Origin of the sequence: Streptococcus sp. ACS2, assembly GCF_000525585.1 — a bacterium.
Lineage (GTDB): Bacteria > Bacillota > Bacilli > Lactobacillales > Streptococcaceae > Streptococcus.
The window spans coordinates 1-15508 of record NZ_JALT01000031.1; the positions used below are offsets into that span (position 1 = coordinate 1).

General features: G+C 35.6%; 18 protein-coding genes. 12 read left to right on the plus strand and 6 right to left on the minus strand.

The annotated features are described in order from the left end of the window. Nucleotides 1-386: 386 nt before the first annotated feature. The 3 genes from HMPREF1517_RS06300 (at nucleotide 387) to msr(D) (ending at nucleotide 3743) form a co-directional block, all read left to right on the plus strand. A complete protein-coding gene (locus tag HMPREF1517_RS06300; protein WP_000873143.1) occupies nucleotides 387-557 on the plus strand; it encodes a hypothetical protein in 171 nt (56 codons plus the stop codon). Between the two features lie 385 nt (nucleotides 558-942). Continuing rightward, nucleotides 943-2160 (plus strand): macrolide efflux MFS transporter Mef(A), encoded by a 1218-nt coding sequence (gene mef(A) / locus HMPREF1517_RS06305; protein ID WP_000417519.1) that lies wholly within the window; start codon nucleotides 943-945, stop codon nucleotides 2158-2160. Nucleotides 2161-2279: 119 nt separating this feature from the next. Beyond that, the gene (gene msr(D), locus HMPREF1517_RS06310; protein ID WP_000420313.1) at nucleotides 2280-3743 is read left to right on the plus strand and encodes an ABC-F type ribosomal protection protein Msr(D); all 1464 of its coding nucleotides are present in this window, start codon (nucleotides 2280-2282) and stop codon (nucleotides 3741-3743) included. A 117-nt stretch (nucleotides 3744-3860) separates the two neighbouring features. Here msr(D) and HMPREF1517_RS06315 read toward each other — a convergent pair whose 3' ends face one another. From HMPREF1517_RS06315 to HMPREF1517_RS06330, 4 genes are read right to left on the minus strand one after another with little or no spacing between them, the layout of a single operon-like run. Beyond that, nucleotides 3861-4160, minus strand: coding sequence for a DUF5960 family protein (locus HMPREF1517_RS06315; RefSeq protein WP_001072467.1), 300 nt, complete (start codon nucleotides 4158-4160; stop codon nucleotides 3861-3863). Continuing rightward, a complete protein-coding gene (locus tag HMPREF1517_RS06320) occupies nucleotides 4147-4515 on the minus strand; it encodes a hypothetical protein (protein ID WP_000567222.1) in 369 nt (122 codons plus the stop codon). The genes HMPREF1517_RS06315 and HMPREF1517_RS06320 overlap by 14 nt, the downstream gene beginning before the upstream one ends. 12 nt (nucleotides 4516-4527) lie before the next feature. Then, nucleotides 4528-4863: a DinB/UmuC family translesion DNA polymerase gene (locus HMPREF1517_RS06325; protein ID WP_000806926.1), complete on the minus strand. Its 336-nt coding sequence runs from the start codon at nucleotides 4861-4863 to the stop codon at nucleotides 4528-4530. Further along, nucleotides 4860-5081 (minus strand): hypothetical protein, encoded by a 222-nt coding sequence (locus HMPREF1517_RS06330; RefSeq protein ID WP_037600259.1) that lies wholly within the window; start codon nucleotides 5079-5081, stop codon nucleotides 4860-4862. The genes HMPREF1517_RS06325 and HMPREF1517_RS06330 overlap by 4 nt, the downstream gene beginning before the upstream one ends. 414 nt (nucleotides 5082-5495) lie before the next feature. Here HMPREF1517_RS06330 and HMPREF1517_RS06340 point away from each other — a divergent pair, with 414 nt between their 5' ends. The 7 genes from HMPREF1517_RS06340 to HMPREF1517_RS06370 all read left to right on the plus strand — a co-directional run bounded on the left by HMPREF1517_RS06340 (nucleotide 5496) and on the right by HMPREF1517_RS06370 (nucleotide 11751). Continuing rightward, on the plus strand, nucleotides 5496-6125 hold the full coding sequence (locus tag HMPREF1517_RS06340) for a TetR/AcrR family transcriptional regulator (RefSeq protein WP_037600261.1): 630 nt from the start codon (nucleotides 5496-5498) through the stop codon (nucleotides 6123-6125). A gap of 278 nt (nucleotides 6126-6403) precedes the next feature. Beyond that, on the plus strand, nucleotides 6404-7144 hold the full coding sequence (locus HMPREF1517_RS06345) for an ABC transporter permease (protein ID WP_037600263.1): 741 nt from the start codon (nucleotides 6404-6406) through the stop codon (nucleotides 7142-7144). A 133-nt stretch (nucleotides 7145-7277) separates the two neighbouring features. After that, a complete protein-coding gene (locus HMPREF1517_RS06350) occupies nucleotides 7278-8015 on the plus strand; it encodes an ABC transporter ATP-binding protein (RefSeq protein WP_037600265.1) in 738 nt (245 codons plus the stop codon). 2 nt (nucleotides 8016-8017) lie between these two features. After that, nucleotides 8018-9700, plus strand: a complete 1683-nt coding sequence (locus HMPREF1517_RS06355; RefSeq protein WP_037600267.1) for an ABC transporter ATP-binding protein — start codon at nucleotides 8018-8020, stop codon at nucleotides 9698-9700. Nucleotides 9701-9899: 199 nt separating this feature from the next. Beyond that, nucleotides 9900-10073, plus strand: coding sequence for a hypothetical protein (locus tag HMPREF1517_RS10790; protein ID WP_002890505.1), 174 nt, complete (start codon nucleotides 9900-9902; stop codon nucleotides 10071-10073). Between the two features lie 131 nt (nucleotides 10074-10204). Further along, nucleotides 10205-10981, plus strand: coding sequence for an alpha/beta hydrolase (locus tag HMPREF1517_RS06365; protein WP_037600270.1), 777 nt, complete (start codon nucleotides 10205-10207; stop codon nucleotides 10979-10981). Nucleotides 10982-11013: 32 nt separating this feature from the next. Further along, complete coding sequence (locus tag HMPREF1517_RS06370) at nucleotides 11014-11751, plus strand: DUF4336 domain-containing protein (protein ID WP_037600273.1); 738 nt, start codon at nucleotides 11014-11016, stop codon at nucleotides 11749-11751. A gap of 143 nt (nucleotides 11752-11894) precedes the next feature. Here the strand turns inward: HMPREF1517_RS06370 and HMPREF1517_RS06375 are convergent, their stop codons facing one another. After that, entirely contained in the window at nucleotides 11895-13067 is a 1173-nt protein-coding gene (locus HMPREF1517_RS06375) for a CynX/NimT family MFS transporter (RefSeq protein WP_037600276.1), read from the minus strand. Between the two features lie 220 nt (nucleotides 13068-13287). Then, nucleotides 13288-14130: a DegV family protein gene (locus tag HMPREF1517_RS06380; RefSeq protein ID WP_037600279.1), complete on the minus strand. Its 843-nt coding sequence runs from the start codon at nucleotides 14128-14130 to the stop codon at nucleotides 13288-13290. A 125-nt stretch (nucleotides 14131-14255) separates the two neighbouring features. Between HMPREF1517_RS06380 and HMPREF1517_RS06385 the strand changes: the two genes are divergently transcribed. Beyond that, a complete protein-coding gene (locus HMPREF1517_RS06385; RefSeq protein WP_021144459.1) occupies nucleotides 14256-14825 on the plus strand; it encodes a TetR/AcrR family transcriptional regulator in 570 nt (189 codons plus the stop codon). 99 nt (nucleotides 14826-14924) lie between these two features. After that, complete coding sequence (locus tag HMPREF1517_RS06390) at nucleotides 14925-15497, plus strand: HD domain-containing protein (protein WP_037600282.1); 573 nt, start codon at nucleotides 14925-14927, stop codon at nucleotides 15495-15497. The last annotated feature ends 11 nt before the right edge of the window (nucleotides 15498-15508 follow it).

Here is a 15508-nt window from a genome sequence, read left to right on the forward strand (position 1 = left end):
TTTGAACGAAAGGGATAATGAAAAGCCTTGATTGCAAGGCTTTTTGCTTTATGGTGGGTAAGTATCAGAGTGAGAAAATTTTTGGAATGAGTAGAAGTGATAGCTAGAAATTATCAGTTTCTATTTCCATTTACCCTGTGGGTACGTGTTTGTTTCCATTGACAAGGAGTTTGTGGGAATAGAAATGTACCCACCTTGTTTGAATCAAGTGAAGTGTAGTTGAAGGAAATCTGTTGAAAGCAATACTTCATTTTACCGAATAAGTAATAATTTAGGCAACTTCAAATCGATTAAAAAAAACTATTTTAAAGGTTAAGAGTAGACAAAAATTGTCCACTCTTTTTTGCAAACTCAATTTATCAATAAATGAAATGAGGGAATGTAAAATGAAATATTTTGAGGTTGAGTTAGAAAATCCTGATGAATTTTTAAAACTACAAACAGAAGATTTTGTGAAAGCTAATCGCTTGCTACTAAGGAAGATAATCCAGAGCGTTACAGTCTATGAAGAAAACTTCGTCATATCCTTTAAATCTGGCATCGAATTGGAAGTATGAGTCTCATTCCATAACTTTTATATTGAACATATCATCTTGTTGTGTTATACTATAAATTGATATAAACAAAGATGTAGGAGGAACCGAAACTATGACAGCCTCAATGCGTTTAAGATAAGCTGGCAATAAAAAAAGCAGAATCTATACCCGATGATAGGCTTTTTTGTTGTGCTTATTTATACGATATTGAGCATTCATTAGTTACGGTGAGGATATTGGTTATTTAACTATACCTTTATTTAACTATGTCTTTAATATGAATGTTTCCAAATTGTATGTATGCAGACCAAAAGCCACATTGTGGGGTTTGGCCTGCATTTTTTATTGCCTAGAATGCTATTCAAAATAGAAATTCAAGCAAAATAATATGCAGGAGATAATATAAATGGAAAAATACAACAATTGGAAACGAAAATTTTATGCAATATGGGCAGGGCAAGCAGTATCATTAATCACTAGTGCCATCCTGCAAATGGCGATTATTTTTTACCTTACAGAAAAAACAGGATCTGCGATGGTCTTGTCTATGGCTTCATTAGTAGGTTTTTTACCCTATGCGATTTTGGGACCTGCCATTGGTGTGCTAGTGGATCGTCATGATAGGAAGAAGATAATGATTGGTGCCGATTTAATTATCGCAGCAGCTGGTGCAGTGCTTGCTATTGTTGCATTCTGTATGGAGCTACCTGTCTGGATGATTATGATAGTATTGTTTATCCGTAGCATTGGAACAGCTTTTCATACCCCAGCACTCAATGCGGTTACACCACTTTTAGTACCAGAAGAACAGCTAACGAAATGCGCAGGCTATAGTCAGTCTTTGCAGTCTATAAGCTATATTGTTAGTCCGGCAGTTGCAGCACTCTTATACTCCGTTTGGGATTTAAATGCTATTATTGCCATCGACGTATTGGGTGCTGTGATTGCATCTATTACGGTAGCAATTGTACGTATACCTAAGCTGGGTAATCAAGTGCAAAGTTTAGAACCAAATTTCATAAGGGAGATGAAAGAAGGAGTTGTGGTTCTGAGACAAAACAAAGGATTGTTTGCCTTATTACTCTTAGGAACACTATATACTTTTGTTTATATGCCAATCAATGCACTATTTCCTTTAATAAGCATGGAACACTTTAATGGAACGCCTGTGCATATTTCTATTACGGAAATTTCCTTTGCATTTGGGATGCTAGCAGGAGGCTTATTATTAGGAAGATTAGGGGGCTTCGAAAAGCATGTATTACTAATAACAAGTTCATTTTTTATAATGGGGACCAGTTTAGCCGTTTCGGGAATACTTCCTCCAAATGGATTTGTAATATTCGTAGTTTGCTGTGCAATAATGGGGCTTTCGGTGCCATTTTATAGCGGTGTGCAAACAGCTCTTTTTCAGGAGAAAATTAAGCCTGAATATTTAGGACGTGTATTTTCTTTGATCGGAAGTATCATGTCACTTGCTATGCCAATTGGGTTAATTCTTTCTGGATTCTTTGCTGATAAAATCGGTGTAAATCATTGGTTTTTACTATCAGGTATTTTAATTATTGGCATTGCTATAGTTTGCCAAATGATAACTGAGGTTAGAAAATTAGATTTAAAATAAACAATATTGGAGGAATATTTATGTATCTTATTTTCATGTAACTCTTCCTGCTAAAATCGCAGGGTTTTCCCTGCATACAAGCAAATGAAAGCATGCGATTATAGACAGGAGGAAATGTTATGGAATTAATATTAAAAGCAAAAGACATTCGTGTGGAATTCAAAGGACGCGATGTTTTAGATATAAATGAATTAGAAGTATATGATTATGACCGTATTGGTTTAGTAGGAGCAAATGGTGCTGGAAAAAGCACTTTACTCAGGGTACTTTTAGGAGAATTAACTCCCCCAGGATGTAAAATGAATCGTCTGGGTGAACTTGCCTATATTCCCCAGTTGGACGAAGTAACTCTGCAGGAGGAAAAAGATTTTGCACTTGTAGGCAAGCTAGGTGTTGAGCAATTAAATATACAGACTATGAGCGGTGGTGAAGAAACAAGGCTTAAAATAGCACAGGCCTTATCGGCACAGGTTCATGGTATTTTAGCGGATGAACCTACGAGCCATTTAGACCGTGAAGGAATTGATTTTCTAATAGGACAGCTAAAATATTTTACAGGTGCACTGTTAGTTATTAGCCATGACCGCTATTTTCTTGATGAAATAGTAGATAAAATATGGGAACTGAAAGATGGCAAAATCACTGAGTATTGGGGAAACTATTCTGATTATCTTCGTCAGAAAGAGGAAGAACGTAAGAGCCAAGCTGCAGAATACGAACAATTTATTGCGGAACGTGCCCGATTGGAAAGGGCTGCGGAGGAAAAGCGAAAACAGGCTCGTAAAATAGAACAGAAGGCAAAAGGTTCTTCAAAGAAAAAAAGTACTGAAGACGGAGGGCGTTTAGCTCATCAAAAATCAATAGGAAGTAAGGAAAAAAAGATGTATAATGCTGCTAAAACCCTAGAGCACAGGATTGCGGCCTTAGGAAAAGTAGAAGCTCCGGAAGGCATTCGCAGAATTCGTTTCAGGCAAAGTAAAGCATTGGAGCTCCATAATCCATACCCTATAGTCGGTGCAGAAATTAATAAAGTATTTGGGGATAAGGCTCTGTTTGAAAATGCATCTTTTCAAATTCCGTTAGGAGCAAAAGTGGCGTTAACTGGTGGTAATGGAATCGGAAAAACAACTTTAATCCAAATGATCTTAAACCATGAAGAAGGAATTTCTATTTCGCCTAAGGCAAAAATAGGTTACTTTGCACAGAATGGTTACAAGTACAACAGTAATCAGAATGTTATGGAGTTTATGCAGAAGGATTGTGACTACAATATATCAGAAATTCGTTCAGTGCTAGCATCTATGGGGTTCAAACAGAACGATATTGGAAAAAGTTTATCTGTTTTAAGCGGTGGAGAAATTATAAAATTGTTGCTTGCTAAAATGCTCATGGGTAGATATAACATCCTAATAATGGATGAACCCAGTAACTTCCTTGACATACCAAGTTTAGAGGCTTTGGAAATACTAATGAAGGAGTACACCGGAACTATCGTGTTTATCACCCACGATAAACGATTACTCGAAAATGTAGCAGATGTAGTTTATGAAATTAGAGATAAGAAAATAAATCTGAAACATTAAATTTAAGGTAGTCGCTGGTCAGTATAGTCTGTTCTGGTTGGCGACTCCATTGTTAAAGAGTATAAAGACTTTAGATTTTATGAATATTAAAAATAGGAACAGTCAATTGAACTGCTCCTATTTTTCTGCTAAATATATTGTAGTTTTCTTATATGTATAATGATAGATTAGCGGATTCTCATCTACGGTACTTACTTCAAATATGAAGAAGTGATCGCGGTTATCTCTGGACTTTTCCTTATTGAGGACAAAGTAATTCTTACGTGAAGTCGCCATTGTTTTTAGGATATCATCAGTTAGGAAGGTCAATGGAATATTCATGTTAGAGTAGCGGTAGAAGTCACGTTCAAAATCTTGGTAGCTCTCGCTATAATAGTCCATTTGTAGGTGATTACGCTGAAACTCAAGCTGATTCATAGAGCACCTCCTCGACAAGTTCAATACTAATAATGTCTTTTAATTTCAAATTGATGTGACCTGTTGTAGTTTTTATCAAAATGAAATCTTTGGTCAGACTTGGTATTGTTCCAGTGTAGGAAACACGCTTGTTTTTTTCAATCACTTGAATGCGTGTGCGTAGCTGCCCGGCGTATACTTGACTGAGGAGTAATAATTTCTTCTCTAGTGATAAGTCAGACATGTACGTTACTTTGTTTGTATCATCAGAGAGTGCTGATGCATGTTCAGATAGGAAAAAGCCCATCCATTTTTGCATCTTTGTATCCTGGTACTCTCTTGCTGATTGAAATGGTAAATATGAACGGTCAATCATATCAAATCCTTTCTATGCAGAGGCAAGGGTATTTTTATCAAATTGAATCGTAAAACCTTGAATTCCCCCACCTGTGTAACATTCTTTAAAGCGATTGATTACCTCAGTATAGATTATCACAGATGAGCTTGTTGGCTTAATGCTAAATGTAAATTCCAATGGTAATCGGTTTTCAGATTTAGCATGTACTAGTCGTATCGATATTTCAGTTGTTTTGAGTTTTCTCTGACGAAGTTTTGAAGTTGCTGTTTCAACGATTCCATGTAAAAATCTTTCAAGCATTTCAATATCATTACATCCTTTGCTACGGATTTCTGAAAATTGTACTGTATTTTTTTCTTGTTTCATTTTAATCCCTCCAATCCACCCGCGGAATGACCACCGATAAGTTTACTGCGTTCAATATTTCTGGAACCTTCAGTTAGGACGGTTCCTTTTTGTATGGCTAAAAAACCAAACTGTTCTCTGACAACATCAATAGCTGTCTGAAGTACATCATCAAAGAGTGATAGTAGAGTATAGCTTTCATCTACGAAGCCACTATAAGATACACCAATTTGTCTCACTGCACCAGAGGTGTATTTTTTCGGAATAATACAAGTACATGACTCACCATTGTTTTGGGGAGATTTGCGGGTTCAATTTTATTCTGAGCATTTATAGATTTTTTCATCTCAGTCCTAGAATAGCCAATATGAATAGAAACGACAGTAGTCAATACTAGGGCTACTGTTCCGTTCCACAGTATCATTTAAAAATCATTTTCACACCCTTTCGTCTATTAGTATAGAAGAAAGCTCTCAGCACACGTCGAGTGTGTAGCTTTGCTGGTAAAAGCCTAGAAACCTTGTAACAAAAGGGATAATCAAAAGCCTTGATTTTAAGGCTTTTTTTGCATTTTCCAATAAAGAACTTGACATTATTGGTTGCTTCCACTACAATAGAATTACATACCATCGGTATGATAGAAAGGGACTAAAATGGCAAGGAATAGAAACTCACATGAAACTAGAAAAAAAATACTAGAGGTCTCTAAAAACTTATTTTTAGAAAAAGGATTTGATAATACGTCAATCCAAGATATCATAGATGGCTTAGGCGGATTAACAAAAGGTGTTATCTATCATCATTTTGAGTCTAAATATGATATACTTCAAACAATCATTAGCGAAAATAATCAAGAAATTTTAAATTATAATTGGAGAGGAAATACTGGATTAGAAAAGATACAAAATTCTTTGATGGACTCTTTCTCTAATTTTGAACACCAAAGGCTCGTATACTCTGCCTCAATCATGCTAAGAAGTCCACGTTTGTTAGGGGAGCAGTATCTAGGTCTATTTTCTGATTTTTTACCCGAAATTAGAGAAAAAGTTTACGAAGGAGTTGAAGATGGGTCTATTAAAACAGAATATCCAGAAGAGCTAGCAGATTTAATTGTTTTAACTCTAAATATTTGGATTGGTTTTCAAATTTCCGTTTTTTCATTAGTAGAATTAAAGAGCAAAATGAATTTCATTAAACTTACTTTTGAAGGTCTAGGGGTACAGTTAATTTCTGATGAAATGATGGAGGTGATTTTCAACTTATTTGATCACTTAAAAAAATAGTAAATAAGTAGTCCCATGACATTCTTGTTAATACTAATTTCTATCTATGTATTATCAATTGAACAATCTATTTTACATTTTGATAATTAAAAAATAACATACTTTAAGTGTGTTATTAAAAATCTATTATACATACCGCAGGTATGTTTGTTTTTTTAGTACATACATACCGATAGTATGTATAGTGCCATTGTCTGAAAAATAAGCTAATTTTTAAATATTTGTTGAGATTAGTCTGAATAGTTTATTCTTTATTTACATTTTGGAGGAAAGAATCTATGTTGTCGCTTATTAAAATTGAATTAAATAAAGTTTCTAAATCTAAATTATTTTTAGCCTGGTTATGTACCTTATTTATAGTGTTAGGTATTACAGCAATCATTATTATGGGGTTAGGTACTGATAATAAACTAGGAGAATTCACTGGACAGGAATCTAATCTTATTAGAATTACTGGTAAATGGGAAGGTTGGGCAATTGTAGCATCATTGTTTTCATCTTTATTTACAAAAGCAGCATTTTTGATTTTTGAATCTTATTTATTATCTACGTTTATTATTGATGAATTTAAACGAAGAACAATTTTTCAGTTGTTTTCTTACCCTATTTCTAAAATAAAGTTACTATGGGGAAAAATTATTTCAGTCATTCTGATATCATTTATTGCCCATTTTTCTGCACATTTAGTGATTCAATTATTCATTAGATTCATGGCTGTTGTCACTGAATCTAGTTATATCCCTGGTGCTAATCAATTAATTAACTTAGCTGGGGTTACATTTGGAACAGTACTAATAGGATTACTACCATTTGTTTTAGGTATGATTAAGCATTCAACAGCTATAACAATGCTTACAGGACTTGGTTTAGCAGCATTACTTTCAAATGTAAGTCCAGGAAGTTTATCTAATAATATTGCTGATAACTTATTCTTTTTGATATTTGTAAGTTTCATAAGTTTAATGATTACTTCATTTTCAATTTATAATATTTCAAGACAAGATATTAGTATCAAGTAGTATAGCTGAGTTTAATTGAAGGAAGTTATAATTCCTTGATGATTTCTATAAAAAAGAGACTGTATAAGTTAGTATTTATGCTCCTGGAGAAAAATTCTTGCATTTAAAGCTAGATATAGAAAGAGAGATAGAAATGAGAAATATTGTTGAAATAAAAGAAGTTTTTAAAACAATTGATAATGAAGAAATTTTGAGTGGTATCAACCTTCAAATTGCTGAAGGAGAAATCTATGGTTTTTTAGGACCGAATGGTGCTGGAAAAACAACGCTAATGAAATGCATGTTAACCTTATCAACAATTACATCAGGTAGTATTGAAATTTTTGGGAAAAATCTACAAAAACACAGAGAAGAAATCCTAAGTCAGATTGGAACTATTATTGAATCACCAATTTTTTATGATAATTGCACTGCAAAAGAAATTCTGGAAATTCACGCACAGTATATGGGGAAAAATATTACTGAATCAGATATAATAAGATCTTTAAGAATGGTCGGATTGAAAAATACGACTAAAAAAGTAAAAGATTTTTCGTTAGGAATGAGGCAAAGGCTTGGTTTAGCTCGTGCCTTTCTAACAAAACCTAAATTGTTAATTTTAGATGAGCCAATCAATGGTTTAGATCCAATAGGAATTCAAGAAATTCGAAATCTTTTGTTGTCGCTTTCTAAGGAGCATGGAATTACAATACTAATATCGAGTCATATATTATCGGAAATTTCACAGATAGCAGATAAAATTGGTTTTATCAAAAATGGAAAAATTGTAGAACAGGTCTCTATGAAAGAGATTAGGAGAGAGAATATTGACTTAGAAGAATATTTTATGTCACATTTTCTAAATGAAATTAAGAATTATGAGGTAGATTAAGGATGAAACAATTGATAAAGAACCATCAGAAGGCTTTTTATGCTTTCATGATATTTAATATACTGGTCCCTTTAACTAATATTGCTTTTGCTTATGCTATTAAAGGTATTATTGATAGTGGCATGTCTCAAAATAAAGAAGCCTTAACTCAAGCGGTACTAGTAGGAGCTATTGTTATTTTCATATATGCAGGGCTCAACTTTATATCTCTTCGATTGAAAAATAAACTTGTTAGGCAAATCATGTCAAGATACAAAAATAAGGTGTTCCAATCTATTTTAGATAGGGATTATAGAGACTTTTCTAAAGAAAAATCAGGGAAATTTATTTCTGTATTAACCGAAAATATGAAGAAAATTGAGCAAGATTATCTACACCAGTATTTTAATATTTCAAAAAACCTTTCCTTAATGATTTTTTCGCTCCTAGCTATGTTTATAGGTAATTTGTATTTGACCTTATTGGTTATCATTGCTAGCATTATTCCAATGATGATTTCTGGATTCATTGGACAAAAATCAGCTTATCTTCAAAAGAGTGCCATGATTGCCGATCAGAAGTATTTAGCTAAGGTTAAAGATATTTTAGCAGGGTTTCTAGTTATAAAAAGTTTTAATGTGAAAGAGGCTATCCGTCAAGATTACAGAAATGAAAGCGAAAAATTGGATGAGATATATTTTATGAAAGGAAAATTTGATGTCTTAGCTAATGTTATTTCGCAGCTTTCGGGGATGATTGTTTTTTTAGTAGCCTTTGGTGGAGGAATGTATCTTGTTTTTAATGGCTATACCACAATTGGAAGTGTAACAGCTATTGTTCAACTGGTCAATTTTGTAGTAATGCCACTAAATGAAGTTGGTATGGGAATGAGTAAATTCCGTGAAGGTCAGGCAACACTAGATGCATTTGAGGTAAAAGATGTAATCGAACTTCAAACTGGTAAAACGAAAGAATATTTCGATGATGTTATTTCTTTTTCAAATATAGATTTTTCTTATCCTAATACTGAAGAAAAGATTTTTAATCATTTATCTTTGAAGATTCAAAAAGGGGAAAAAATTGCAATTGTAGGAATGTCAGGGAGTGGAAAATCAACTTTACTCAATCTATTGCTGCGTTTTTATGATGTAACAAGTGGACATATTTCAATTGATAATCAAGATATACAAGCTATTTCAGCAGAGAGCCTTTATAACTTAATGACAATTGTTCAACAAGACGTTTATATCTTTGATGATACTTTAAGAGCAAATATTACTCTTAATCAATCCTTTACTGATGAGGAAATAAATCAAGCTGTACAGCAGTCAGGTTTAGAAAGTTATGTTTTAGAAAATGAATCTGGTCTACAAACTTTATGTGGAGAGAATGGTTCAAATCTATCTGGAGGACAAAAACAAAGACTTAGTATTGCGCGTGCCTTGATTCGAAAAACACCAATCTTATTATTGGACGAGGCAACCTCATCTTTGGATAATCAAGTAACTACTGAAATTGAAAATTCAATCTTGGATATTCAAGATTTAACTGCACTTGTAGTCACCCACAAGTTGAATGAGAACATTTTGAAAAGATACGATAGAATTCTCTTTATGAAAGCTGGCGTCATTGTTGAAGACGGTTCTTTTGGCGACTTGATGGATAGGAGAGGTGAGTTTTATAAGTTGTTTAAGTTGAGTGTGTAATTCTCTTTCGTTTTATAGTATAGGAGTATACTAGCACGACATGTTGAAGCGGTATCACTGCTTGTGAGGCCTAGAAAATGTGTAGAATGAAAAGCCTTGGTGACAGGGCTTTTTATGGTAAGTCATTTGATATTTTTATCTGAATCATATTTCTTCTTCATGTTACAATAAATATATACAAAATAGAACGCTTAGAAAAATGGAAAATATAATGGTTAACCAAAGCAAATATGTGTCTAGTGATTTTCCAGAGGCAACGTATCAAGTGGCTTTTGAGGATTTGAAAAAGAAAATTTTAGTCGGGCATCAGGAAATTATTCAAGGTAAAGTCTCTTCTCTAGCTGATGCGAGAAAGGAATTTGGCCTTGACTAGGTAGGTTGCGATATTGTCTCTCTTACTTGTAACAGAGCTAAGCAGAGTAAATAGTAGAATAATAAAGGTGAACATAGACTTTCAAGTAAATATAGTACTGTCTATATGAGACATTTTGGAGGGTATCAAATATGAAATTTCATGAGTTTGGTGATAAAAATTTGCCTACCATTTTATTGATACATGGTGGGGGTAGCTCTTGGTGGAATTATCTTAGACAAGCTCGTCTCCTGTCTCATAATTACCATGTCATTTTACCTACACTTAATGGACACGGAGAAGAGTATCAAGAGGATTATATATCAACGGAAGATTCGGCACAGGAAATTCTAGATTATGTTCGACAAAACTGTGATGGAAAACTGTTTGCTTTAGGTGGAGTTTCACTTGGAGGTCAAATTGCTATGGAACTTTTGTCCTTAGACAGCGATATAGCTGAGAAAGCCATCATAGACGGAAGTATCTGTATTCCTCAACCAAGGTTGGCGAGATTTAGCATCTTGTTGGTATCTTTATTTGGTAAACTGATGATTAGTAAATCCTCTTGTAAACTTCAGTTAAGCTTAATGAATAAATTCTATCCCCAATTAGCTTACCCAGACGAGATAAAAGATTATTATATGGAGGATATGCCAAGGACACCTAACAAAACATTAGTGACTATCTATAAGACTTATATGGGGCATTATAAGTTGAAGAGTAGGATTTCAAAAAGTAAAGCACAGGCTCTCTATATTTATGGCGAAAAAGAATTGAACGGTGTTAAAGAATCAGCTAGATTATTTCAGCAGATGCACCCCGATACTATCTTGTATGAAGCAAAGGGCTATAACCACGGCTATTTATCAGCCTACCTACCTCAAGAGTGGATTAAGTTGGTTGTTCCATTTTTGGAGAATAACGATTGATTATACTTTATTAATTTAGAAAGCAGAGTTTCATGGAAGTCAAAAAATATAGTCCTCTCAATTCCTTAAAAAAGATAGCAGATAACCTGTGGATTGTGGATGGGGAAGAAGTACTGATGGATTTCAAATTCTTCAAAGTGCCTTTTTCAACTAGAATGACGGTTATCCGTTTGAAGAATGGTGGTATTTGGGTGCATTCACCGATTAAGCCTAGTGACAATTTGCTTTTTGAAATTAAGCAATTAGGTGAGGTAAAACACCTTATTGCCCCCAATGTCTTACATTATAGTTATATAGATGAATGGCATCAACTATTTCCTGAAGCAAAAGTTTGGCTAGCTAGTGGTGTTCAAAAGCGTGCCAGAAAATCGGGAATGAGTTTGGATTATGGTCAGGAATTAAGCAAGGCCAATTGGAACGAAGAAATTCTTTTTACAACATTTGAGGGAAGTTTTTATGTAAAAGAGGTTGTTTTTTTCCATAATGAAAGTTCAACTCTGATTTTAACGGATCTTATTGAAAATATAGAAACTGAGAATGTATCGATTTTTGAAAAGCTACTGTTTAAAATAGGCGATAATCACTATCCAAATGGTAAAACACCAAGAGATTTAAGAATATGTTTCTTATTTGGCAAAAAACAAGCTTTGAGGAGTTATCACAAAATAAAGAAATGGGAACCTAAGAATATTATTATTTCTCATGGACCGTGTATGATTGGACAAGCAAAAGAGATGTTAAACCAAGCGTTCTTTTGGCTAGAGAAATAGGGTTCTGTGGTTAAGGGAACTTGTCGAAAGACAAATACGAATACTTCGACCTTTGTATTTAAAAGTTGCATTCATTCGCCGCACGCAAAATAACACCCCACAAGCTACAACTTGTGGGGCATTTTCTTTTATTAGTTTTTCTCTTACAAAATAAGGTCTGTTTTTTCAACTTTGTAAAGGGCAATTCCCATGATTATGGTCAAGACAAGAAGAATTAAAACAGCAGGGGTCCAAGAGTTAAAGAGTTGTTTGCTTGAACCGAACAAGACTGGACCAAGGGCTGCAAAGATATAGCCTCCGGTTTGGGCTAAACCTGATAGTTGGGCTGTTTTTTCAGGCGTGCTAGCCTTCATTGAAAAGGCAACCATCATGTAAGGGAATAGGACACTAGCAGAACTTCCGATTAAGAGGTTAAGGACTAACCAATACACAAAGCTGTCTGTATTGATTAGAAGCATGGAAACTCCGATGAGTCCTGCTAGGACGGTAGCCACTAGCATCAAATGGCGGTTACGATCAGAAAGTTTAGTGATTAGGCTAGGAACGATCATAGAGAATGGAATACTCGTCAGTGTGAAAACGGAAGCTAGAATTCCGGCATTGGCATCACCAACACCGGCTTGTGTAGCCATGGTTGGGAGCCAAGTGATAGTGGTATAGAAGAAGAGTGATTGTAATCCACCGAAAATCATGATAGCCCAGACCTTGCCACTCTTATACCAACTGCCTGAATTTTCGCTGGTAGAAGTTTCTTGTTCTAAGTAATGATTGTGACGGACATTAGGAAGCCAAACTACAAGAGCTAAGGCACAGACCGCGGTCAATACCCAGACCAAACCTTGCCATGAGGTTGCCTTAGTGATTGGAACGGCAACTGATGAAGCTACGGCTGTGGATAATCCCATGGCTGTAATGTAGAGTGTGGTTAAGAATCCTAACTGATTTGGCTCGTTAGCCTGAATTAGGCTTGGGAGAAGGACGTTGATAAAGGCAATTCCAGCTCCGACTAACAGCGTTCCCACATAAAGAAGAGGGAGATTAAGGGTACGCAAAGCAGAACCAAGTGTCATCACAATTAAAACACCGAGGAAGAGTCTTTCTATACCAAAGCGTTTGGCCCAGCTAGCCGCAAAAGGTGAGAATATCGCAAAGGTCAAGAGAGGGAGACTTGTCAAGAGACCGAGAGAACTGACCTCAACGCCTAGACCAGAAGCAATGTCTGATAAGACCGTAGACAAGGTTGTGAACGGGGCCCGCAAAACGATCCCTAGAAGAAGGATTCCAGGGATTAGAAAATGTGAATGTTTCTGTTTCATAAACTATCTCCATGTTTAATAAGGGTATTTAAATTTATAGGCATATGACACTAATGCATCACTTCCATCTTACCATAAATGATGGGGATAATGAAAGCGGTTACGTTGGATTGTCAGGAAAGAATTTTTAGTTTTAAAATCCTATTCTGCTGATTATCAAATAGCATAATCTGATTTTTAAAAGACCGAACATGTAGTCCAGTCTCTTTTCAATGTCTTCTTAAATTTCATACCCCATAAGGAGTCCGCCTTCTTCAGCATAAAAACTACAGAGTCCAGAAGTAGGAAGGACTTCGATGCTTGCTTGGGCAAATTTTTCACGAACCAATTCAGAGAATTGCTCGATAAATTTTTCATTGTTGCGGTGGGCAATCGTAATGTGGCCTCCAGCATAACCAGCCTTGAGGAGTTCATCAAAGGCAGCTTTGATGGCTTTCTTTTGACCTCTGGCTTTTTGAAGCAATTCAAGAGTACCTGTCTTACTAGCTTCACCGACCATACGGATATTGAGGAGTCCAACAACGGTGCCAACCAGTTTACTTAGACGACCATTCTTCACCAAATTATCAACTTTGGCTAAAACAAAGAGCAACTTAGTCTTGGCTTGATAAGCTGTGATGCCATCAACGACTTGGTCAAAATCAAGGCCTTCAGCGACTAAGTGATTGAGTTTACGAACGATAAGGTCGACCTCGCCACCAGCTGACAGGCTATCAATCACGTGAATCTTAGTATCAGGATGCTCTTCCAGATAAATTTTCTTAGCGATTTCAGCACTATTGTAGCTACCAGAAAGGGTTCCAGTAATCGTCACGACGACGATATTGTTCGCTCCTTCAAAGGATTTCATATAATCATCAGGACTCGGACAGGCAGACTTAGAAGCAGTCACAGTCGCATACATTTCCTCCATCATTTGATCAATACTGAGTTGGGCATCATCCCTGTAAATGGTTTCGCCCACTTGGATAGTCAAAGGAACACTGACAAACTCCGTATCTGGTGCCAGATTGTCCAAAGAACGGTAGTCACAGCCTGAATCCGCAATAATTTTCCATTTCATAGGTTACACCTCATATCTGTATAATGTACATTGACAAGTTATTTGTCTTCTTTTACAATTTTATCATGAAGTGCATTGCTATCAAAGCAGATCTCATCAGGTGTGACAGATAGAAAGTGAATGTTATGGCAGAAAGAAAAATCTCAGAGAAATCCTTGGAAAATCTCAAACGATTTAACCAAGAAAATAAAGCAATTACACGAGAATCCATTGAAATTTCTCTCCTGCAATTGTTGGAGAAAAAAGACTTTAAAAAGATTACCATATCGGAACTTGTTGAACGTGCGGGTGTATCTCGTGCTGCCTTTTATCGCAATTATGGTTCTAAGGAAGAAATTTTGAAATCTATTTTTGAGTCTAGCATTGCAAAGATTACTAAGTCCTTGGACGGCTATAATCTCAAGACTGATCTCTATCAGGTCTGGGTTTATCTCCTTAAGGAAGTCAAAAAAGAAGCCAAAATCATCAGTCTTGCCATTGATTATAATTTTGAGCAGGTATTGACCAAGGCAGTTTATGATTTTTTGGAAAAACGAAATGGTAGCTCATCAAATGGTGCCGGTAGTTACCTCAATTCCTTTTGGAGCTCGGCTATTGTTTCAGTGATTTCCAAATGGGTCAAGGATGGCATGAAGACCCCAGCGGAAAAGATTGCCAAACTTGGTCTCCCGCTTTTTCCACAAAAGAAGAAGTAGTAACCACTGAGAGGTGGTTTTTAAGTAAACTGCACCTCTCCATTACTAGTTCAAATGAATAGATAGAACTGTGCACAGATTATACAAAGGACAAGAACGATGATCGAAGAACGAATTTTTGCTGCTAAGCAGTATGTGAAAACCTTATTTGCTGATCGATCGGATGGTCATGATGTAGAGCATACCCTCCGCGTCTATAGCAATGCTATGAGAATCGCACAAGCAGAAGGTTCATGTGATCTGGAGATAGTGGGCTTGTCGGCTCTTCTTCACGATGCTGATGATGATAAATTATTTCAAACAGAGAATAATGCGAATGCTCGTAAGTTTCTAGAAGAGATTGCTACTCCTAAAAACCAAATCGACCAGATTTGTCGGGTAATCAATGCTGTTTCTTTCAGCAAAAATCGCGGTAAACATCCAGAATCGTTAGAAGGCAAGATTGTCCAGGATGCAGACCGCCTCGATGCGATAGGAGCTGTAGGAATTGCGCGAACTTTTTCCTATGGTGGCCACAAAGGGAGGTCCCTTACTGATACCGTCCAACATTTCCACGACAAGTTGCTCCTCTTAAAAGATGAAATGAACACGGAGACTGCCAAACAAATGGCAGAAAGTCGCCATCAATTTTTAATCACCTTTCTAAAAGAACTAGAGAAGGAATTGGACTGAGTGAAATATTG